13 protein-coding genes are annotated in these 21429 nt (G+C 69.2%); 9 read left to right on the top strand and 4 right to left on the bottom strand.

All coding sequences use genetic code 11. The annotated features are described in order from the left end of the window. The first annotated feature begins 178 nt into the window (after window positions 1–178). From KS423_RS47945 to KS423_RS48435, 3 genes are all read left to right on the top strand, one after another. Window positions 179–5308, top strand: coding sequence for a hypothetical protein (locus KS423_RS47945; RefSeq protein WP_308020158.1), 5130 nt, complete (start codon window positions 179–181; stop codon window positions 5306–5308). Window positions 5309–5404: 96 nt separating this feature from the next. Continuing rightward, window positions 5405–6955 (top strand): polymorphic toxin-type HINT domain-containing protein, encoded by a 1551-nt coding sequence (locus KS423_RS08815; RefSeq protein ID WP_224276895.1) that lies wholly within the window; start codon window positions 5405–5407, stop codon window positions 6953–6955. 60 nt (window positions 6956–7015) lie between these two features. Beyond that, entirely contained in the window at window positions 7016–7453 is a 438-nt protein-coding gene (locus KS423_RS48435; protein WP_224276927.1) for an Imm1 family immunity protein, read from the top strand. 456 nt (window positions 7454–7909) lie between these two features. Here KS423_RS48435 and KS423_RS08825 read toward each other — a convergent pair whose 3' ends face one another. Together KS423_RS08825 and KS423_RS08830 are read right to left on the bottom strand one after the other, a co-directional pair. Then, the gene (locus tag KS423_RS08825) at window positions 7910–9286 is read right to left on the bottom strand and encodes an IS1380 family transposase (RefSeq protein ID WP_224276897.1); all 1377 of its coding nucleotides are present in this window, start codon (window positions 9284–9286) and stop codon (window positions 7910–7912) included. A gap of 122 nt (window positions 9287–9408) precedes the next feature. Continuing rightward, window positions 9409–10920, bottom strand: coding sequence for a recombinase family protein (locus KS423_RS08830; protein ID WP_224276899.1), 1512 nt, complete (start codon window positions 10918–10920; stop codon window positions 9409–9411). 49 nt (window positions 10921–10969) lie between these two features. Between KS423_RS08830 and KS423_RS08835 the strand changes: the two genes are divergently transcribed. Next, window positions 10970–11479, top strand: coding sequence for a cytochrome P450 (locus KS423_RS08835; protein ID WP_224276901.1), 510 nt, complete (start codon window positions 10970–10972; stop codon window positions 11477–11479). 51 nt (window positions 11480–11530) lie between these two features. Here KS423_RS08835 and KS423_RS08840 read toward each other — a convergent pair whose 3' ends face one another. Then, a complete protein-coding gene (locus tag KS423_RS08840; protein WP_224276903.1) occupies window positions 11531–12691 on the bottom strand; it encodes a PP2C family protein-serine/threonine phosphatase in 1161 nt (386 codons plus the stop codon). A 267-nt stretch (window positions 12692–12958) separates the two neighbouring features. Between KS423_RS08840 and KS423_RS08845 the strand changes: the two genes are divergently transcribed. Further along, complete coding sequence (locus tag KS423_RS08845) at window positions 12959–13540, top strand: hypothetical protein (protein WP_224276905.1); 582 nt, start codon at window positions 12959–12961, stop codon at window positions 13538–13540. Window positions 13541–13599: 59 nt separating this feature from the next. Here the strand turns inward: KS423_RS08845 and KS423_RS08850 are convergent, their stop codons facing one another. After that, window positions 13600–14508 carry a cyclase family protein gene (locus KS423_RS08850; RefSeq protein WP_224276906.1) on the bottom strand — a complete coding sequence of 303 codons (909 nt, stop codon included), beginning with the start codon at window positions 14506–14508 and terminating at the stop codon, window positions 13600–13602. A 170-nt stretch (window positions 14509–14678) separates the two neighbouring features. On the opposite strand from KS423_RS08850, the gene KS423_RS08855 reads away from it, so the two are divergent. The 4 genes from KS423_RS08855 to KS423_RS08870 all read left to right on the top strand — a co-directional run bounded on the left by KS423_RS08855 (window position 14679) and on the right by KS423_RS08870 (window position 21373). Next, window positions 14679–17525 (top strand): SpoIIE family protein phosphatase, encoded by a 2847-nt coding sequence (locus KS423_RS08855; RefSeq protein WP_224276908.1) that lies wholly within the window; start codon window positions 14679–14681, stop codon window positions 17523–17525. 79 nt (window positions 17526–17604) lie between these two features. Next, a complete protein-coding gene (locus KS423_RS08860; RefSeq protein ID WP_224276910.1) occupies window positions 17605–19167 on the top strand; it encodes a sugar ABC transporter ATP-binding protein in 1563 nt (520 codons plus the stop codon). Continuing rightward, on the top strand, window positions 19164–20228 hold the full coding sequence (locus tag KS423_RS08865) for an ABC transporter permease (RefSeq protein WP_224276912.1): 1065 nt from the start codon (window positions 19164–19166) through the stop codon (window positions 20226–20228). Before KS423_RS08860 ends, KS423_RS08865 begins: the two co-directional genes overlap by 4 nt. A gap of 41 nt (window positions 20229–20269) precedes the next feature. After that, entirely contained in the window at window positions 20270–21373 is a 1104-nt protein-coding gene (locus KS423_RS08870; RefSeq protein ID WP_224276929.1) for a substrate-binding domain-containing protein, read from the top strand. The last annotated feature ends 56 nt before the right edge of the window (window positions 21374–21429 follow it).

Raw genomic sequence — 21429 nt, forward strand, 5'->3', positions numbered from 1 at the left:
GCGGCCCGCTGGACCGGCAAGGGACTCAGCGTCGCACGGCGGGTAGGCGATCCGGCGCTGCACGCCCACGCACTTCGCCACCATGGCAACGAACTGCGCAAGTCCGGCCTGCACCTGCGCGCACTGGGTCGCTCCCGGCACCGGCAAGGGAGAGAGCGCACACACGGTCACCGTCCAGGTGACCGCGCAGGAAAGGGGCAAAGCCGCCGGTGTCACCGGCCCGCTCATCGCCCTGTCCGACGCCGAGGCACCCGCCGCCAACGAAGGGCGTGCGGCACGCGTCACCCTGGACCTGAAGGCGCTGCAGGCGGCCAGTTGGTCCGACCGGGCCTCTCTCGTCGCCCTGCCGTCCTGTGCGCTGACCACGCCGGACCAGCCTGAGTGCCGCACGCAGACACCGATTGCGGCGAAGGCTGACGGGCACGGCGAGATCACCGCCGACATCACCCTGCCCCCGACAACCCGGCCGCGCGGGCAGGACGGCACCGTGCAGGCCTCGTTCACTACAACCGATACGTCCGTCCACACCGTGGCAGACAGCTCCGGTGGCAGCGGTGGCTCGCTGGTCCTTGCCGCGGCACCTTCACCGTCCGGTGCCATGGGCAACTACACCGCGACATCCCTTTCGCCGTCGTCGGCTTGGACCGCCGGTACCGGCACTGGCAACTTCACCTACAGCTACCCGATCCAGGCGCCTCCCACGCTCGGTGGCACGGCACCAACTGTGGCGCTGAGCTACAACTCCGCTGATGTGGACGGCAAGACGTCCGCAACCAACGCGCAGCCCTCGTGGATTGGTGATGGCTGGGGCTACGAGCCCGGCTTCATCGAACGCTCCTACAAGGTCTGTGACAAGGCGGGCATCACCGGCTCCGGCGACCTGTGCTGGGGCGGGCAGAACGCGACGCTCTCCCTCGCTGGCCACTCCGGCGCTATCGTCCGCGACGACGACCTCAAAAGCTGGCACCTGGAGAGCGACGACGGGACCAAGGTCGAGCAGCTCACCGGGGCGCCGAAGGCCGCAGGCGACATCGACTACCAGGGCATGGAGTACTGGCGGATCACCACGCCTGACGGTGTCCAGTACTACTTCGGCCTCAACCACCTGCCCGGCGGCGACGGCAGCGATCCGGCTGCGAACTCCGTCCTGACCGTACCGGTGTACTCGCCCAAGAGCGGCGACCCCTGCTACAACTCAGCCAGCGGAAACAGCTCGTGGTGCCAGATGGCCTGGCGCTGGCAGCTCGACTACGTGGTCGACCCGCACGGCAACCTGACCACCTTCAAGTACGCCACCGAGGGCAACAAGTACAAGCGCGGCTCCGTCCAGGCCGGTGGCAACGGCACCCTCACCGACTACCAGCGGGCCGGTTACCTCAAGGAGATCGCCTACGGTCAGCGCCTGGACGAGCAGAAGGCAGCCAAGGGCGGCGCCGCCCCGGCGGCCAAGGTCCTTTTCACTGTCGCCGAACGCTGCATACCCGACGCCTCGAACGACTGCTCCGAGGGCAAGCGCGCCGGCAACCCCAACGCGTGGCCGGACACACCGGTCGACCAGATCTGCACCGACAACACCTGCGCCAACATCGCGCCGACGTTCTTCACCACCAAGCGCCTGACCACAATCAACACCCAGATCACGGTCAACAGCGCGCCCCGCATCGTCGACACCTGGAACCTCAACCAGCAGCTTGCCGACCCGGGCGACGGCACCAAGCGGCTCCTGCAGCTCGACTCCGTCCAGCGCGTGCCAAGCAACGGCCAGGCGGAGATGAAGAACCTGCCGCCGGTGAGCTTCCAGTACAAGATGCGGGCCAACCGCGTCGACGGCCTCGACCCGGCCGAGAAGATGTTCATGCGCCCACGTATCCAGGGCATCACCACCGAAATGGGCGGGCGCATCGACGTCGTCTACACCGATCCCGAATGCTCCCGGGTCAACAACCGCATGCCGGCCTCCGAGGACGGCAATACGATGTCCTGCATACCCGTCAAGTGGTACCGGCCCGGCCAGTCCTCCAAGGACCCGGTCAACGACTGGTTCGACAAGCCGCTCGTCAGGACCGTCGTCGAACAGGACCTCGTCAGCACTCCCGCCATCGCCAAAACTACCGAGTACACCTACAACGGCGGGGCGGCATGGCACCGCAACGACGCCGAGTTCACCGACCCCAAGACCCGCACCTGGGACCTGTTCCGCGGCTACCAGTCGGTGACTACCACCACCGGCAACGCCAACCCGGGCGAGGCTCCCAAGACGCAGCAGAAGGTCACCTACCTGCGCGGCATGGACGGCGACTACCTCGCTGACGGTAAGACCCAGCGCAGCGTCCAAGTCCCCAGCCCGCTCGGCGGCAACGTCACCGACAGCGCCCAGCTCGCCGGCCGCGTCGTCGCCGCCGAAACCTTCGACCAGGCCGGCGGCACGGTCACAGCGATATCCGGCGCCACCTACAACGGACAGCAGAAGTCTGCCACCCACGCCCAGAGTGCGGGCGCGCCGCAGATCTTCGCCTGGCGTCCGGACTCCGAAACCACCAAGATCACCAAAGCCCGGCTCGCCGACGGTACGTGGCGTACAACCACCTCGGTCGCAACCACGGAACCGGCCAACGGAAACCGCGTGGTCAAGGTCGACGACAAGGGCGACGGCACCGCCGCCACCCCGGAGACCTGCACCATCACCGGTTACGCGGCCAGCGACAACCCGCAGCTGCTGACGCTCGTCTCGGAGGTGACCGCCTTCCAGGGGCCCTGCGCAGGCAAGGCCACATCCGCCAATACCCTGTCCGGCGGCCGAACGTTTTACGACGGCAGGCCCTTCGGACAGGCCGGCACGACAGGCAACCAGACCGGCGGCCAGGTCCTCGACCGCTTCGACCAGTCCGGAAACGCCGTTTACACCCACGCCGGCAGCGCAACCTTCGACGCCTACGGGCGGAACCTGACGACGGCGACCACCGACGGCTCCACCTACAACAGCTCCGGCGTGCAGCTGAGCGGACCGTCGGTCACCCCCGCGGAGACCAAGACCGTTCTCACTCCGACCTCCGGTGCTCTCCCGACTCAGATACAGACCACCGGCCCTATGGGGGCCGACTGGACTGTTACAACCACGCTGGACCCGGCCCGCGAATCGGCGTTGACCAGTACCGACGTCAACGGCCGCGTCATCACCGGGCAGTACGACGCGCTCGGCCGGCTCACCGCCGTCTGGGCGCCCGACCGCCCCACCTCGCAACTGCCGAGCCGCAAGTTCGCCTACGCGCTCAAAGGCACGGCAGGACCGTCCACCGTCAAGACCGAGTCGCTCAACGATGGCTCAAGCACGCACTCGGCAAGCATCGAAATCTACGACGGCCTGGGTCGCCACCGGCAGACCCAGCGCACCAGCGACGCACGCTCTAACGGGCGCCTGATCACCGACACGGTCTATGACACACACGGCTGGGTGATCAAAACCTCTGCCCCGTACTACGAGAGGAGCTCCTTCCCCACCGAATCGGTCTTCATCCCCACAGCCGACGGCCAGGTACCGGGGCAGACCTGGAACACCTACGACGGCAGCGGGCGTGTGGTTCGCGCGGAGTTCCGTTTCAACGGCAACCTCCAGTGGGCCACCACCACCGCATATCCGGGCGCCGACCGGACCGACACCACCCCTCCCAGCGGCGGAATGCCAAGCTCGGTTGTGACTGACGCCAGGGGACGCACCACCGCCCTGTTGCAATACCGCACGCCGACCCCAACGGGCAACAACGCCGACGCGGACATCACGGCGTACACCTACACACCAGCAGGCCAGCCGGCCAGCCGTACGGACAGCAGCGGCAACACCTGGACCTACACCTACGACCTGCGTGGACGACAGGTATCTGCGTCCGACCCGGATACCGGCGTGACCCAGACGTTCTACGACGTCAACTCGCGTATCGACCACACCACCGACGCCAAGGGCACCACCCTCGCCTATACCTACGATCTGCTCGGCCGAAAGACCGGCACCTTCAATGGCAGTGTGGCCTCCGCGAACCAGACTGCAGCATGGACGTACGACACGCTCGTCAAGGGCCAGCTCACGTCGTCCACTCGCTACGTTGGCGGCAAGGGTCCCGTGGCCTACACCACGGCTGTGACCGGTTACGACACCGCCTACCGGCCGCTCGGCACCTCCATCACCATCCCGTCCGTGGAGAAGGAGCTTGCCGGCACCTACACCACCACCAATACTTACAGCCAAGTGCTCGGCGCCCTGACACAGACGAGCATTCCTGCGGCCGGCGGGCTCCCCGCCGAGTCGATCACCTACTTGAATACGGCGACTGGTCTGCTGTTCTCGGCAGCCAGCCTCGACCAGACCATCGTCCGACAGGTTGACTACGACGCACTCGCACGACCGATCCGCACGACGGCCGGCGACTACGGCACGCAGGTCGTCTCCACCCGGCAGTACGACTGGGCCACCGGACGGGTCATCAACTCCATCATCGACCGACAGGCCAGCACGATCCCGGTCGACCAGATCAGCTACACCTACACCCCGTCCGGCCGGATCACCTCGGTCACGGACATCCAGGACGCCTCGGCAACCGACACTCAGTGCTTCACCTATGACCACCTGGGCCGGCTGACCGGCGCCTGGACCGACACCGGCGGCAGCACCACCACGATCGACTGGACCGACTCCTCCGGAGCCGTCCACGGCACCGGCGCCTCCGCCACCGTGCCCGGCATCGGCGGATGCAACAACGCGAACGGCCCGGCGTCCGTCAGTCCCGGCGGCCGCACGGTCGGCGGTCCGGCGCCCTACTGGAACACCTACAGCTACGACGCGAGCGGCAACCGCACCGGCCTCGTCCAGCACGACATCACCGGAAACAGTCTCAAGGACACCACCACCACCCAGGCCTTCGGAGCCTCCAAGAGCACCAACAGCCCAACCACCGCCCCCAACACCGGCGGCGGAACGGGCGGGCCCCACGCCCTGCTCACATCCACCACCACCGGGCCCGCAGGCACCAAGACCACCGGCTACCAGTACGACGCCGCGGGAAACACCACTGCCATCACCGACACCAGCGGAACCACGACGCTCGCATGGAACGGTGAAGGCAGAGTGGCCTCCCTCAGCTCGACAGGAGCTGAGGGAACCACGAGCTATCTGTACGACGCGGACGGAAACCAGCTCATCCGCCGAAACCCCGGCAAGACCACCCTCAACCTGCCCACCGACGAGCTCACCCTCGACACCGCCACCGGAACACTAAGCAACGTCCGGTCCATTGCCGCAGGAGGCGGGCTCACCTAAACCCGGGTCACCTCCACCATCGGCGGCGGCAACGTCGTCATCCAGGCCGCCGATCCGCACGGCACCAACGGCGTCCAGATCGGCACCGACGCCGCCATGACCGTCACCCGACGCCCCACCGACCCATTCGGCAATCCTCGCGGCACCCAACCTTCCACGAACCAGTGGGCCGGCACCAAGGGCTTCGTCGGCGGCAGCAAGGACGACACCACTGGCCTCACCAACCTCGGCGCCCGTCAATACGACCCCGTCCATGGACGGTTCATCAGCCCCGATCCCATCCTGGACCCGGCCAATCCCCAGCAGTGGAACGGCTACGCATACAGCAACAACGACCCCATCAACGCCAGCGACCCAAGCGGGCTGTTCCTCGGCTTCAACTGCAAGACCTGCGACAACATAGTCAATAAGGTCAAGGACGTAGCAAGCGGAGCCTGGCACGAAACTGTCCAGACCTACAACGAGCTGGCCGAGGGCACTGCTCGCCTCCTCGGCGACGACAAAATGGCGGATAATTTCCGCTATCAGCGGGAAAATCCCAACTCCCCACTCAATCTCACCACTATTGTCTCGGAAATAGGCGGTCCCCTGGACGGACCGCACAGCAAGTGGTACCAGTTGGGTCGGTGGTTCGCCAAGACATTCGGCCCGTTCCTGCCCCTACCCACTCCAGGCGGTTTGGCCGGCTCTGCCGCAATACACGGCGGGGAGGCAATAGCCAAACGCCCTGGCGCAGTGAAGAATATCGTCAGCAAACTTGTGTCGAAGATCCGGCCGAAGTCTGGCCCATGCAGCTTTGCTGCTACGACACCGGTTCTCATGGCCGACGGAAGCACCCGAGAAATCGCCGAAATCAAGCCAGGCGATCAAGTCGAAGCAGGAGATCCACAAACCGGAGAAACCAGCGGTCACGCCGTCACGGCCACCTGGAAACATGACGATGACGACCTTGTCGATGTCATTGTTCAATCAGGCGACAGCGAAGAGGTAATCCACACAACTTTTGGGCACTCCTTCTGGGACGCCACCACTCAGAAGTGGACTCCCGCGGGCAGCCTGCAGTCGGGACACAGTCTCAAGACGGAAAGTGGACAGGACGCGAACGTCGTGTCCGTCCGCGAGGCAGCCGGCCAGCAGGTCATGTACAACCTCACCGTCGAGGACCTCCACACGTACTATGTGCTGGCAGGAAATGCGCCGGTATTGGTGCACAACAGCAACTGTGAACTCCGAGCTCTCCATAGCAAACTTCCGGAGAGGGTTGACGGCGGGCAGACTTCGGGCATTGCCATGGATAGTCACGGCAATACGAGCAGCATCATGACGAGCGGCAAGGGTACCTACAGGAATCTGATCGATCGAGCCAATAGCCGGTTGGGCCAGTGGGGATTCCGTTCACCTGCTGCACGCGCGAGTGATGTCGAGCAAAAGTTTGCTGCTAGCATGCTCAATCCAGATGGAAGTACGCGCATTACAAGCGCAGACCTGGTAATCAATCACGCACAAGGGCCGTGCGATGAGCCACTGGGGTGCGATATGGTGCTACCATACATCCTCAACAAGGGGCAAACGCTAACGGTTCACTTTGTTGACGGCTCGGGCGTGTGGAACAGCCATGTATACCAAGGACTGGCTGATTTTGGCTAAGAAGGGATACGTGCGATGGCGACCGATAATCGACTAGAAGCGCGCTATCGTCGCACTGACATGCAGAACCCCGTTCTGCTCTCCACGTCGGGTGACGTAGATTGCCTCATTGATGCCCTGTTGACGGGGCCGGCACTCCATGATGCAGTACATATCCTGTCAAGGGCTCGATCTCGAATGTCGGCAGGATTTCCGGATCACGAGCTATACGTCGGAGTCAGTAGAGATTTCAATGTGGGTGCGCTAGCTCTAACGGCACCCGAGGTCGGACACATCGCTTCAGTGGGCGCCCCTGGCTCTCGCAGTGGCGTCGCATACCATGTCGCCGAGCACTGGACTGAGTTTCCAGATAATTCGGAGATTCCACTCGATCTCGTTCGAGAGGCGGTCAAGGAGTTCCTGCACTCCGGAGGAAGTATTCCGACTTGCGTTGAATGGAAGCGCTTTGAAATTGCCGATGAAGGTGTAGAGGATGACCCTTGGGGATCCCCCTCCTGATCGGTAAACCTCGGCGCGACGCCCAAGCCGCACTGGCAAAGGCGCTGAACTTGGTTGATCTCTAAGCCAAGTACCCGACGTCACGTTCCCCACAGGGCTGACGACGGCTGAGCAGTAAGTCGTACTGGTCTCACCGGATCTACTCCGGTGAGGCCAGTACGTTTCTAGCCTGCGCGCTTCACTCGGAGTGATGTCCGGATCATGATCGGGAGCGCGAAATTTCCCTTCTGTGCACCGGTCCGGGTAGTCGTAGGTCTTCGGGTCCAAAGGGGTGCCGAGCAGTGCGTCCGCGGGTGGACGCTGACTCAGCCCGAATCCACCGACCTGATTCGAGAGTGATCAGATCCGGGGTTTGGCCGGGGTGACTGGGGGTGGGCATGGGAGGCCCGCTGGTCTGCCCAGCTCTTCCACGTCTGCTCCGGTCGGGCCTTGTCGGGCTGGTGGTCGGGTTGTTGATCAGGCCGGTGGCGGGTGGGCGGCGTCGAAGAGGTCGGTGAACGCGTGCTGCCAGGGCCAGCGGTTGGGCAGGTGCAGTGTCAGACGCCGGGCCGAGCGAGCGATGCGGGCTGGAACGTGGATCAAGTGGTCGCGCAGGGTCGCGGTGGTGGCCCTCGCGTGGAAGGTCCCGGCGAGGGCTCCGGCGGCCCGCAGCAGGTTGTGAGCGATGGCCCACAGAGTCAGCCACGCGTTATTCGCCTGAAAGTTCCCGGAGGGCAGGTGGGCCGGCGCCGAGCCCTTGGCGTCCGCGATGACCTGCTCGACGGTCGCGTGCTGGCGGTGGTGGAGCTCGGCCTGGAGCGTGGTGAAGGGACTGTCGGTGAACACGGGGTGGTAGCGCCAGGCGGTGAACAACTCTCCCTGCCCAGCCATGACTTCGGCGTTCAGGCGGCGGACCCGGCGCACGATCAGGCGGCCGGTTGCTTGCTCGGCCTTCCTGCGTCCGGTGAACGCGGTGTACTCCACCTCGGCGTCGGAGACCGGCTCGCCGATGTCCGGGTCCACGAAGGCCTCGGGGTAGCGGATCGGTGTCCAGGGGTCCTCGCCGATCGAGCTGATCGTGGCGGCGATGTGGGGGTTCATCCGCACGGTCAGCGAGAAGTGCGCCCTTGCGCGGCGGCAGACGGCCACGACATCGGCGTTGTAGAACTGGCTGTCCGCGCGGACGATCACGGTCCCGCCCGCCCCGGCCTGGCGGGCGGTGGCCAGGGCCTCGGCCGTGAAGGGCCCGGCGCAGCGGGCGTCGGCGGCCTTGCCCCGCCGCAGGCGGACCGCCGCGATCACCGGGCGGGCCGTCGGCGTGCTGAGCGTGGCGAGGATCGGGTGCAGCGTGCGTACGCCCTTGAACCGGCCGACCTCGGCGCCCTGCTTGGCGCGTCCGTAGACGCGGCGGTGGGTGGGGTCGACGTCCACGAACGCGACTTGGTCGACGTCGGGCAGCAGCGGGGTGGTGGCGGCCAGCCGGGCAAGGAAGTTCCGGTGCACTGCAGGGAGTTGCCGGTTGCGCCCGTGGGCGAAGGCGCGCAGGAAGGTGCCCAGTGTGGAGGGCGCGCGCACCCCGCCGAACAGTCGGCTCATTGCGCCGTGCCGCAGCCAGCCGGTGTCGTCGATCGAGTCAGCCCCGGCGCACATCGCCGCGACCAGCGTCATCACTTTCGCAGCCGGGTTGGCGCCGCCGCTGTTGCCCGCGCCAGCGATCCGTAGTCGCTCGCCGGCCAGGCTGGGAAGCCCGACGCGCTCGGCCAGCCGGACCAGCGGGACAAGCCCCGCGTCCGCGATCAGGTTCGGGTCGTCGAACGCGGCGGTGAGCGCGGCGGAGCTATGGGAGGATTTCACTTACGAGGTGCCTTGCTGGTTGGGCCGGACGGAAGCGTAGAGAACTCCCATCTTCCCAGCTCAGCAGACACCTCTCTGCGTCATCCCGTCCCCACGTCAGTCACAGCCCGGTGGATTCGGGCTCAGGCTGCTACCGGTATGGGCACAGCCCACTCGATGCGAACACGCTTCTCGCCGTCGAAGCGGTAGCCCTGTCGGCCTTTCGACACCCAGATCTTGTCGATGGCGAGGGGCAGCAGTTCCCGCCGGGTCTCGGGATCGGCGTCGAGGATGAAGCGGGTCGCGTTCTCGGGCTCGCCGATGAGGAAGCCGACGTCGACGTGGGTGGCGGACAGGCCGTTGAGGCGATCACGGGCCGCCTCGAGCCGGGCTTCGGCTTCGTGGACGAGGCGCGGGAAGTGCTTGCCCATCTCGCCTGCGTACAGGCCGGCAGCGCGGTCGTCCGCGAGTTGGCGCACGGCGGCCTCGGCCATGGCGATCTGCTCGCGTGCGGCAGCGGAAGCGGCGGCGTCCTGTGGGTTGGTCAGGGCGCCCCAGCGCTGTGCGACCGCAAGCACCAGCGGGTCGTCCGGGCGTGCGTTGCCGAGCATCTCCCCCCAACTCTCGAAGATGTAGCCCTCCAGAGCCGTGATCGAGACGAGAGCGGGGGAGGGGCAGAAGAGTCCGGCTGCGTAACGTGAGCAGCGGTAGTACTGCCCACCGACCTGCATTGGGCCCAGGCAGCCCGTGCAGCCGGACAGCCCGGTGAGCGTGTGATGTGCCCGCCCAATGCGGGGTCCGCCTGTGCCGTGTCCGGCGAGCGCGGCGCGGGCCCGCATCACCAGTTCCTCGGGGAGCGGGGCGCACTCGTCTGCTATCACACGGACACGTTCTCCGGCGGCGTTTCGGTATTCGCGGGGCTGATAGCGGTTGCTGTCACCGGGGACCGGCATCCAGCCGAGGTAGACCGGGTTGCGCGCGATGGCTATGACCGCGCCGGGACGCCACGGGCCGCCCCCCGGAGATGCGATGCCTTCGTGGGTGAGTGCGCGGGCAAGTGAGCGGGCCGGGACGCACTCCGTTTCGCCGCGAGTGGTGCCGCCGGCCAGGTCGGTGATGATTCGCTCGACGATTGGCCACATCTCGCCGTGCCGCAGCTTGCGGTCCTTGCCGGCCACGAGGCCGTACGGTGCGCGGCCGGACCACCGGCCCGTCTCACGCTGGCGGGCCTTCGTGCTCTTGACGTTGTAGCTCAGTCGCTGGGAGAACTCGCGGGCCTGTTCGGCGCGGTCGATGATCCACCGGCGGTCGCGTTCGATTGAGCTGTCCAGGCCCTCGTAGTCGAAGATGACTCGGGCCTTGCCCAGGACCGGTCCGATCTCGTCAATCCCCTTGCGGGTGAAACGGTCCATGGCGAAGTTCCACAGGCAGGGCACCTCGCCGTTCATGACGGCGGCGAGTGCGTTGTCGAACTCCGGACGGACGACGTCCGACCAGGCGGACAGGTTGTCCACCCAGACCTTCCGCACCTGCAGGCCCTCGCGGGCCGCCCAGGCACGGCCAGTGGATTCCTGCGCTTCGACCGACAACAGGTCGCGCGGATCGGCGGTGCGGACGACCTTGGACTTGCGGAGATAGAGATCGACTTCCTGCACGGCAAACGGCCCTCCTCGAACCTCCCCGTCTGGGGTTGGGGGGACATGTTTGCGTGTTTTTCCGGCCGTCGCCGGGAACGAGACGCTGCGTAACGGCCTGCCCGGCGCCCTGTATTCCCTGCTCACCCACACCGACCAGTACGACCGGTTGTCCCGACGGCCCGATCTGCTCCCTTCGGCGGTGGAGGAGTTGCTTCGGTTCTGGCCGCCGGTGCTGGAGTTCCGGCGCACCGCCACTCGGGACGTGGTGTTGGCCGGGAGACCGATCCGCCGTGGAGACAAGGTGGTCGTCTATCACGCCTCCGCCAACCGGGATGAATCGGTCTTCCCTGACCCGGACCGCCTGGACATCACCCGCACGCCGAACGACCACGTCAGCTTCGGGTTCGGACCGCACTTCTGCGTGGGAGCGCGGCTCGCGAGGATCCAGATGTCGGCCTTGATCCGCCGGATCGTCGCCGACCTGCCCGGCCTGGAGCTCGCTTCGGGCACGCCACCGAAGCGACTGGTCTCCAACTTCCAGAACGGGTTGAAGGACCTGGGCATCCGCTGGCGGTAGGCAGGCGCCCTCACCGGCCGCTGTTCGGCGGCCGTGCGACTCGGCGTTGGATCACCCTCGCGGAGGGGGCGGGTTTCGATCGGGCCCGGCGAGGTGGGCGGCGGTGGGTTCGGCACGCCGGATGGCGATGACGGCGGCGTCGTCGTCGAGGCGGTGGCCGACGTGAGCGAGGAGGTCGCGGCGGATGTGGTTGACGAGTGTCTCGGGGGAGCACTTGGTCCAGTGGGCGGCGCGATCGGCGAGTGGGTAGAACTCGCCGGTGTCGTCGCGTGCCTCGGTGACCCCGTCGGTGTACAGCAGCAAGGTGTCGCCTCTTCCGAACGGGAAGTTGTCGCTCGGGTACTTGCCGTCGCCGAGGTCGTTCACGCCGAGGGGTGGAGCGGCCGGTACGGAGTCGACGGGCAGTGCGCGGCCGTCGCGCAGCAGGAGGGGCGGCGGGTGTCCGCAGTTGGTCATGTGGGCGACGGGCTCGTCGTCGGGCAGGTCGACGAGAATCGCGGTGATGAAGTGCTCGACGATGTCGCCGCTCTCCTGGGCGAAGTCGGTGAGGTAGCGCCCCACGTTGTGGTCGAGCGTGGATGCCAGGTCCGCCAGGGTGTCGTGCTGTGCGGCCATGAGACGGAAGGCGCCGACCAGCAGGGCCGACTCGCCGATGGCGGCCAGGCCCTTGCCCCGGACGTCTCCGATGACCATGCGGGTTCCGCCCGCAGTGCGGGTGGCGGTGTAGAGGTCGCCGCCGATCTGTGTCTCCTTTTCGGCGGCGAGGTACATCGTGGCGATCCGGAGCGGCCCGATCTGTTCGGGCAGCGGGCGCAGCAGGGCACGCTGGGCGGCTTCGGCGACCGACTGGGCGCGGGCGAGCTGTCCGGCCCGGTGTTCGCGGACGGCGGTGAAGATGACGATCAGGATGCACAGGACGGTCAGCGCGACGACCTGCGCGATGTGGTTGCTGGTGGTGAAGCCGCCGTGGAGGAAGGCGATGAGGACCTGAGCGGCGATGGCCAGGGCTCCGACGAGGGCGGTCGGGCGGAGGCCGGCGAACGAGGGGGTGAGGGCAGGGGCGATCACCAGGAGCGGGCCGAGGTGGATGGTGGTGGGGGAGTGGAGATCGACCACGGTGATCACCGAGATGAGGGCAAGCGGAATCAGCAGCAGCGCCCAGCTCCGTTGCCCGCGCTGCTGGTGGCGGGCCGCGCGTGCTCGGACTTCCATGTCCCCACTGTGCTCCTGGGCGGCGGCGAGCGCAGACGTGTCGACCGGTGCGTGGTGACCGACTTACCAGCCGTAGCCGCTCCGGGTCGCTTTGAGGTGCGGGAATTTCACCGGCATGCGGTACGTGCCGCATTTTCACCTGGCTGGACTCATGGTGTCACACCTCGGACATGTCCGACATGACAGTCATAGGGGCCGTCGCTACGTTCATCGCAGGTCGGTCACCCGGCCGACGTCCGTGAGGCAGAGAGACAGAGAGACAGTGACATGCGCACGCGCACATGGGTTGTGGCCGCTGCGGGAGTAGGCGCGGCGGCCCTCACAACCACCGGTATCACCTACACCCTGACCACCGGATCCACCTCGGCGCCCCCGTCTGTCCAGCGGGCGGCCCAGCCCGTCCAGCAAGCCGCCCCGGCGCCCCCGGCCGTCCAGCCGGCGGCCCAGCCCGTCGAGCAAGCCGCCCCGGCCGAGGCTGTCGAGGGCGGCGGCAGCGAAGGCGGGGAGAAGCACGAGGACCACGACCGCCGTGACGGCGGACGCGGCCACGGCCATGAGGAAGAAGAGGGAAGGATCTACTTCAACGAACGCACGTACTCCGCCTCCACCGATGGATGCATCGCCGCGGCCAGCGGACTGGGCTCCAGCAGCTTCAGTATTTTCAACGACAGCCGGAAGGTCGTCCACGTCTTCCGCGGCTTCTCCTGTGACAACGGCGCTCCGGTCGCCACCGTGGGGCCATACGGAGCCACCAATGGCGTCGTGACCCGCACCGGCCGCTGGGGCGTGTTCGGTGGCGACGGCGCCGTGGGCAGCTTTCTGGTGACCGACTACCGCGACGAGTGGTGACAGCGCCGCCCGGAGCGGAGCACGGCCGGCCCCGGCCCCGCCGAGACGACCGCGAGCGTTCAGAAGACCGCGAGCGGATTGACCGGGGAGCCGGTGCCGCGGGGGATGTTCAGGGGCGCGGCGACGAAGAGGAACTCCCATCGTGAGGTGCGCGCGCACGCCTCGGCCAGTGGTTCCAGGTCCAGGTTGTCGATCAGCGGCAGGCCCAGGGCGGTGATGGCCAGCACGTGGACCGGCGAGTGGACGCCGTCGACGGGGCTCGGGCGCGCATCGCTGTCGCCGTCGCTGCCCAGTGCCGAGGCCTGCGACTCGCTCGGCACGCGCATCGCGCCGGGATGCAGTCCCGCGCTGAGGTCGTCAGGATCCCACGCGCCCAGCCGCCGCCGTCGGGCGAGGTGGCCCGTGCGGACCAGGAGGATGTCCTGGGGGCGGAGCGGGCTGCCCTGTTCCTCGGCGCAGACCAGCAACTCCGGGCCGCCGATCGGCTCTCCCGGCTCCAGCCAGGCACGGCCACGCAGGCGCGGCACGTCCAGCAGGACTCCTCGTCCCACCAGCCCGGGCAGCAGGTCGGTCACCGCGCCGTAGGCGGCACCCTGCGAGGAGAACACCTCCCGCGCCCGCACTCCCGCGAAGAGCAGTCCGCCGTACGCGATGTGGCAGAGCGCGTCCAGGTGCGTCTGTGCCTTGCCGTGGTAGTCGGAGGCGATGAAGTCCCGGTGCACGGTCGGCTCGGGGGCGGTGACGTCCGCCAGTTCGGTCATCTGGTGCAGTGCCGGCCTGCGGTTGTCGGGCCCCGGCACGCTGTCCCACGGCCGCCCCATGGCGACGACCTCACCCGTGCGTACGAGGCCGGCGGCTGCCACCCGTCGCCTCCCTTCGACCGGCCCGGGGAGACGGTCGCGGCGCAGCTGCCGGAAAAGCGCGTCGAACTCGTCGCGGGTCATCGCCGGCCCGTTGGCACTGGTCATGGCACTCCTCAACCCGTCCCCCGCTCTGCCGATGATGCGGTGATGGCCGCAATACCGCCACCGTGCTCGGGGAGTGTGCGCGATCCGGTAGCAAACACCGCAAAACGGGCAAAGTCCTAATATTGCATCGAAGGGTGCAGGTCTGCGGAAATGCGAGCGCTGTGGCGGTCATGACGGCTTCGGATGAGGCGGGGATCGGCCCCGTACGGGCCCGCGAGCGGTTCATGCTCGGTGAACCGGTCGAGGGCGGCGTGCGGAATCTGATCCTGGACTCCTGGCAGCGCTGCCAGTCGATGGGGATCTCCCCGGACGGGTCCGAGCTCCCGTACCGCCCGGACATCGACCTGGACGGCCGGCTGGTCCGCGCGGCCAGGCCCGTGCTGGACCGGCTGGCATCCAGGTTCGCCGGCAGCCGGATGAACGTGGCCCTGGCCGACGCGGACGGGGCGGTGCTGGAGCGCCGTTTCGGCGAAGCGTCCATGGTCAGGCAGCTGCCCGCGATCCAGAGCGTCCCGGGCTTCGTGTTCGCCGAGCAGTACGGCGGGACCAACGGCATCGGGCTGGCGCTCACGGAACGGCGGCTCATCCAGGTCTCCGGCGCCGAGCACTTCGCCGAGCGCGGCCAGTCGAACGCCTGCACGGCGATTCCCGTCCGCGACCCCCTCAGCGGACGGATCGAGGGTGTCCTCTGCTTCGCCTATCCGCCCGCCTACGCGGACCCGCAGATGGAGGACCTGATCCGCAAGGCCGCCACCGCCATCGAGCGGCGCCTGCTGGCGCAGAGCTCGGCGCGAGAGCGCACCCTGCTGCGCGCGTACCTCGACTCCAGGCGCCGCGCCGAGACCGGCCAGGCGGCCGGGGAAGGGCGCCTGGCCGGTCTGGACGAGCTGCCCCGAAGCGGGCTGGACCGGCACGACCAGACACTGCTCGAACAGACGGCCACCGAGCTGATCTCCTCGGCCCGTCGCACCGCGGTCGAGGTAACCCTCTCCCAGGGCCGGCGGGCCACCCTGCTGAGCCGTCCGGTGGTCAGCCCGTCCGGGGTGGAGGGCTTCGTCATCGAGGCGGTCCTGTACGGCGACTCGCTGCCCCGGCTCGTCACCCCCGACCAGGCCGGTCCGTCGGTCGGCCTCCCGGAGCCCGCCACGACCACCGCCGTCCCACCGCTCTCCGCGGCGGCGACGGATCACGGGGCCGAGGCGCTGTCCGCCCCCGCGCGCGGCGCAGCCACCAGGCTGCTGCTGCTGGGCGAGCCGGGCGTGGGACAGTACGCCGTCGCGGCCCGCCGCCGCCTGGAGCTGCTGTCCGAGGCCAGCACCCGCATCGGCACCACCCTGAACGTGACCCGCACCGCCTGGGAACTCGCCGAGATGGCCGTCCCGCGGCTGGCCGACTACGTCACCATCGACCTGCCCGAGACCGTCCTGCGGGGTGAGGAGCCCACCGACCCCGGCAGCGAGCTGCACCGCACGGTGGTCCACGGCATCCGCGCCGACTGCCCCTTCTACCCGGTCGGCGAACGGGTCGACCTCAGCCCCACCACGCCCCATCGCCGCTGCCTGGCCAGCGGGCAGGCGGTGCTGGAACCCGATCTGCGCAGGGCCACCGGCTGGATCTCGCAGGACCCCGGGGCGGCCGAGCGCCTCCTCGCGCACCACGTCCACTCCCTCATCACCGTCCCGCTGCTGGCCCGCGGCGTCGTGCTGGGCATCGCCGGCTTCTACCGCGCCCGGAACCCCGCCCCCTACGGGGACGACGACCGCTCGCTGGCCCAGGAGCTGGCCACCCGCGCCGCCATCTGCATCGACAACGCCCGCCGCTACACCCGCGAACACGCCATGGTCCTGGCCCTGCAGCACAGCCTGCTCCCGCGCAGCCTGCCCGAGCAGAGCGCCATCGAGGTCGCCCACCGCTATCTGCCCGCCGAGTCCGGGGTGCGCGGGGACTGGTTCGACGTCATCCCCCTGTCCGGCGCCCGGGTCGCCCTGGTCGTCGGCGATGTCGTCGGCCGCGGACTGCACGCCGCCGCCACCATGGGCCGCCTGCGCACCGCCGTGCACAACTTCGCCGAACTGGACCTCGCGCCCGACGAGCTCCTCACCCACCTGGACAACCTCGTGGGGCGCCTGGACCGGGACGAGGACGGCGTGGAGCCCGCCACCGGCAACGACGGCATCATCGGCGCGTCCTGCCTGTACGCCGTCTACGACCCGACCTCGCAGCGCTGCACCCTGGCCCGCGCCGGTCACCCGCCACCCGCGGTGGTCCACCCGGACGGCACGGTCACCGTCCCCGACCTCCCCGCCGGGCCCCCGCTCGGCCTGGGCGGCCTGCCGTTCGAAACCGCCGAGCTGCACCTGCCCGAAGGCAGCCAGCTGGTCCTCTACTCCGACGGACTCCTCGAAGACCACCGCCGTGACCCCGACGCGGCCCTCGACCGCCTGCGCACCGCCCTGGCGCAAGCGAACCGCTCACCCGAGGACACCTGTCGCACGGTCGTGGACGCCGTGGTACCCGAGCACCCGGCCGACGACGTCACGCTGCTCGTCGCCCGCACCCACGCCCTCGACCCCGGCCGGATCGCCACCTGGGACCTGCCCGCCGACCCGGCCCGCGTCGGCGACATCCGCGCCGCCGCCGCCCGCCGCCTGAGCGACTGGGGGCTGGAGGAGGTCGCCTTCGTCACCGAACTGCTGCTCAGCGAGCTGGTCACCAACGCCATCCGGTACGGCACCGAGCCCATCCGGATCCGTCTGATCCACGACCGCGCCCTGATCTGCGAGGTCTCCGACGGCAGCAGCACCGCCCCCCACCTGCGCCACGCGGCCACCACCGACGAGGGCGGCCGCGGCCTGTTCCTCGTCGCCCAGCTCACCCAGGCCTGGGGCACCCGCTACACGGCCAGGGGCAAGGTCATCTGGGCCGAATGCGCCCTGGAGGCGTCCGACGGCGTCCCCGACCTCTTCGAGAGCCACTTCTTCGAGAACCAGTTCGCCGACATTCCCGAGATCGAATGACCAGCCCTCCGGACGTCAACGGCCACCGTGGCGTGTCACCACCACGGCGGCCGGGCTCAGCTGGTAGGAACGGTGGTCCATGCACGACACCCCCGACCCCCCGGCGGGCCCACCCGCGCGCTGCGGCCCACTCGTTCGCATCCGCGGTCTCGGCAAGCGGTTCGGCGGCACTCCCGCGCTGGCCGGGATCGACCTCGACATCCATCGCGGCAGCGTCCTGGCCCTGCTCGGTCCGAACGGCGCCGGCAAGTCCACCCTCATCCGGACGCTCGCCGGGATCCACCACGCGGACCAGGGCGAGGTGACGGTGGCCGGGCACCCGCTCGGCACCGAGGCCGCCGCCCGCCGCATGGCCTTCATCCACCAGGACCTCGGTCTCGTCGAGTGGATGACGGTCGCCGAGAACATCGCCCTGGTCGCCGGCTACCCGCGCCGTCACGGCCTGGTCTCCTGGCGGCGGACCCGGGAGCGCTGCGCCGACGCCCTCGCCCTGATCGCCGGGCACCTCGACGCCGACGCGCGAATCGCCGACCTCGCCCCCGCCGAGCGCTCGCTGGTCGCCATCGCCCGCGCGCTGGCGACGCGGGCGGAGCTCCTCGTCCTGGACGAGCCGACCGCCAGCCTCCCCGCCGCGGACTGCGCCCGGCTCTTCGCCGTCCTGCGCACCCTGCGCGACCGAGGGCACGGCATCGTCTACGTCACCCACCGGCTCGACGAGGTCTACCGGGTCGCCGACACCTTCGCCGTCCTGCGCGACGGCCGTCTGATCAGCTCCGGTCCGCTCGCCGGCCAAAGCCGCCGGCGCCTGGTCCACGACATCGTGGGCCGCGAACCGGTCGGCCACCGGGCCGCCCCGGTCGCCTCCGTCGAGGGCCCGGTGGTGCTGAGCCTCGACGCGGTGCGGACCACGAACGCCGGGCCGGTCAGCCTCAGGCTGCGCGCCGGCGAGATCCTCGGCATGGTGGGCCTCACCGGCGCCGGCCACCTCGACCTGGGCCGCGCCCTCGCCGGATCCCGTCCGATCCTCGGCGGGCGGGCCCTGCTCGACGGCCGACCGTACACCCCGCACACGGTGGCCGGTGCCGTCGACTCCGGCGTCGGCCTGGTCACCGGCAACCGTCTGGAGGAGGGCTGCGCCGAGGAGCTGACGGTCCGTGAGAACTTTCTGGCGAACCCCCGGGCGGGCGGCCGGTCGGCAGTGCACTGGATCAGCCCCCGGCGCGAGCGGGCCCAGGCCGCCGCCCTGATCGAGCGGTTCGCGGTGCACCCCCGCGACAGCGAGGCGCCGATCGCCACACTGTCCGGCGGGAACCAGCAGAAGATCATGGTCGGCCGGTGGCTCCGGGTGCACCGGCGGCTGTTGATCCTCGAAGAGCCGACCGCCGGCGTCGACGTCGGTGCCAAGGCCGAGCTCTACCGCCTGCTCTACCAGGCGCTTGCCGACGGCCTCGCGGTCCTGCTCGTCTCCACCGACTTCGAGGAGGTCGCCACCGTGTGCCACCGTGCCCTGGTGTTCGTCCGCGGGACGGTGACCGCCGAGCTGACCGGTGCGGCTCTCACCGTCAGCGAACTCACCTCAGCCGCCTCGGCCATGCCTGCCGTCACCGACGGTGACGGCACCGGGCGTGCGACAGGCCGATGACCGTGCCCTCCTTCCGCCGATCCCCGCACGGCCGCCGGCACGGACACCTGATCGGCAGCTACGGCCTGCCGGCCCTCGCCGCTCTGCTGTTCCTGGTCTTCTCCGTCGCGCTGCCGAACACCTTCCCCACCCTCGACAACGTCTCCTCGATCCTGTCCAACCAGTCGATCCCCGCCATCCTCGCACTCGGTGCGACGATCCCCGTCGCCACCGGCAAATTCGACCTGTCCATCGGCTACGGCCTCGGCCTCGCGCACGTCGCGGTGCTGCGGCTCATCGTCGACGGCGGCTGGCCCTGGCCGCTCGCCTGCCTGGCCGTGGTCCTGGGCGGAGCGGCCTTCGGGGCCCTCAACGGCGTCATCGTCGAGTTCGGGCGGATCGACTCCTTCATCGCCACGCTCGGCACCGGCAGCATCCTGTACGCCTTCACCGGCTGGATCACGGGCGGCGCCCGGGTCCTCCCCGGCACAGGCGGTCTGCCGGTCGCCTTCACCGACCTCTACGACTCCACGTTCCTCGGACTGCCGGTGTCCGCCTCCTACGTGCTCGCGCTCGCGGCCGTCCTGTGGCTGCTGCAGGAGCGGCTGCCGCTCGGCCGGTACCTGTACGTCATCGGCTCCAACCCGCGCGCCGCCGAACTCGTCGGAATCCCCACCCGCCGCTACAGCGTCTACGCCTTCGCCGGATCGGGCCTGGTCGTCGGTTTCGCGGGGGTCCTGCTCGCCGCGCAGCAGCAGATCGGCAACCCCAGCGTCGGCCTGGAGTACCTGTTGCCCGCGTTCGTCGGCGCGCTGCTCGGCTCCACCGCCGTCAAACCCGGACGCGCCAACAGCCTGGGCACCGTGGTCGCCGTCGCCGTCCTCGCCATCGGCCTGGCCGGCATCGGGCAACTCGGCGCCGACTTCTGGGCCGTGCCGCTGTTCAACGGTGCGACACTGCTCCTCGCCGTCGGCCTGGCCGGCTACTCCGCACGCCGCCGGCTGCGCGCCGGTGGCGCAGAGACCCGCGGTTCGCTCACGCCGCCGTCGACGGACGTGGCCTCCTCCCGGGACACGCCGTGAAGCGCGGTGCCGCGACCGTGCTGGCGGCAGTCGTGCTGGCAATGGCGGGCACCGCCCTGGACGGCTGCGAGCGCGGCGTGTCGACCGGGACCGGGGCCCCCGTCGCAGGGCCGTCGAGGGCCGGCTGCCCGGCCACCCTCGCCAGGGCGAAGGCGGACGTCCAGCAGGCCGAGCAGGCCGACACCCCCTGGAACGGCCCCACCAGCGGCCCGAGCGCGGTTCCCGGCAGGACCATCGTCTACGTCGCCCAGACCATGACCAACCCCGGCGTGGCGGGCGTCGCCAGGGGCGTCATCGAAGCCGCGACAGTCATCGGCTGGAGCGTGCGGGTGATCGACGGACAGGGCACGCCCGCCGGCATCCAGGCGGCGCTCGGCCAGGCGGTGAACCTCCGACCCTCGGGCATCGTCATCGGTGGCTTCGACCCGGGCCTGACCTCGCAACAGGTCGCGCAGGCCGGCACGGCACACATCCCGCTCATCGGCTGGCACGCGGTCGAGGCCCCCGGGCCGAGCACGAACCCCCCGCTCTTCAGCAACATCACCACCAGCGTCGGGGACGTCGCGCGGCTCAGCGCGGACTGGGTCATCGCGGAGTCCGACGGCAACGCCGGAGTCGTCGTCTTCACCGACGACTCGATCCCGTTCGCCAAGAACAAGTCCCAACTGATCAAGGGCGGACTCGCCACCTGCCCCGGCGTGAGCCTTCTGGCGTCCGCGAACATCCCCATCCCGGACGCGACCGTCCGCACCCCCCAGGAGGTCTCCGCCCTCCTCGCCCGCTTCCAGGGCCAGTGGACGCACTCCGTCGCCATCAACGACCTGTACTTCGCCGACGCCGCGCCCGCCCTGCGCGCGGCCGGCAGGCCCGGCAACGGCACCCCGTACAACATCGGCGCGGGCGACGGCGACCCCTCGGCCTTCCAGCGCATCGACAGCAGACAGTTCCAGGCCGCCACCATCCCCGAGCCCCTCACCGCGCAGGGCTGGCAGATCGTCGACGAGTTCAACCGCGCCTTCTCCCACCAGCCCGCCAGCGGCTACGTCGCCCCGGTCCACATCACCACGGCCGCCAACAGCGGCGGAGCAACCTCCTGGGACCCACCGGGCTACCGCCAGGCGTACCGGACGATCTGGGGCAGGTAGCGAGCGAGGGCGGTGCCGACGGAGCCCACGTGACCAGTGCGCGCCGGCGCCGCCGT

Source organism: Streptomyces sp. LS1784 (assembly GCF_020103755.1).
Classification (GTDB): domain Bacteria; phylum Actinomycetota; class Actinomycetes; order Streptomycetales; family Streptomycetaceae; genus Kitasatospora.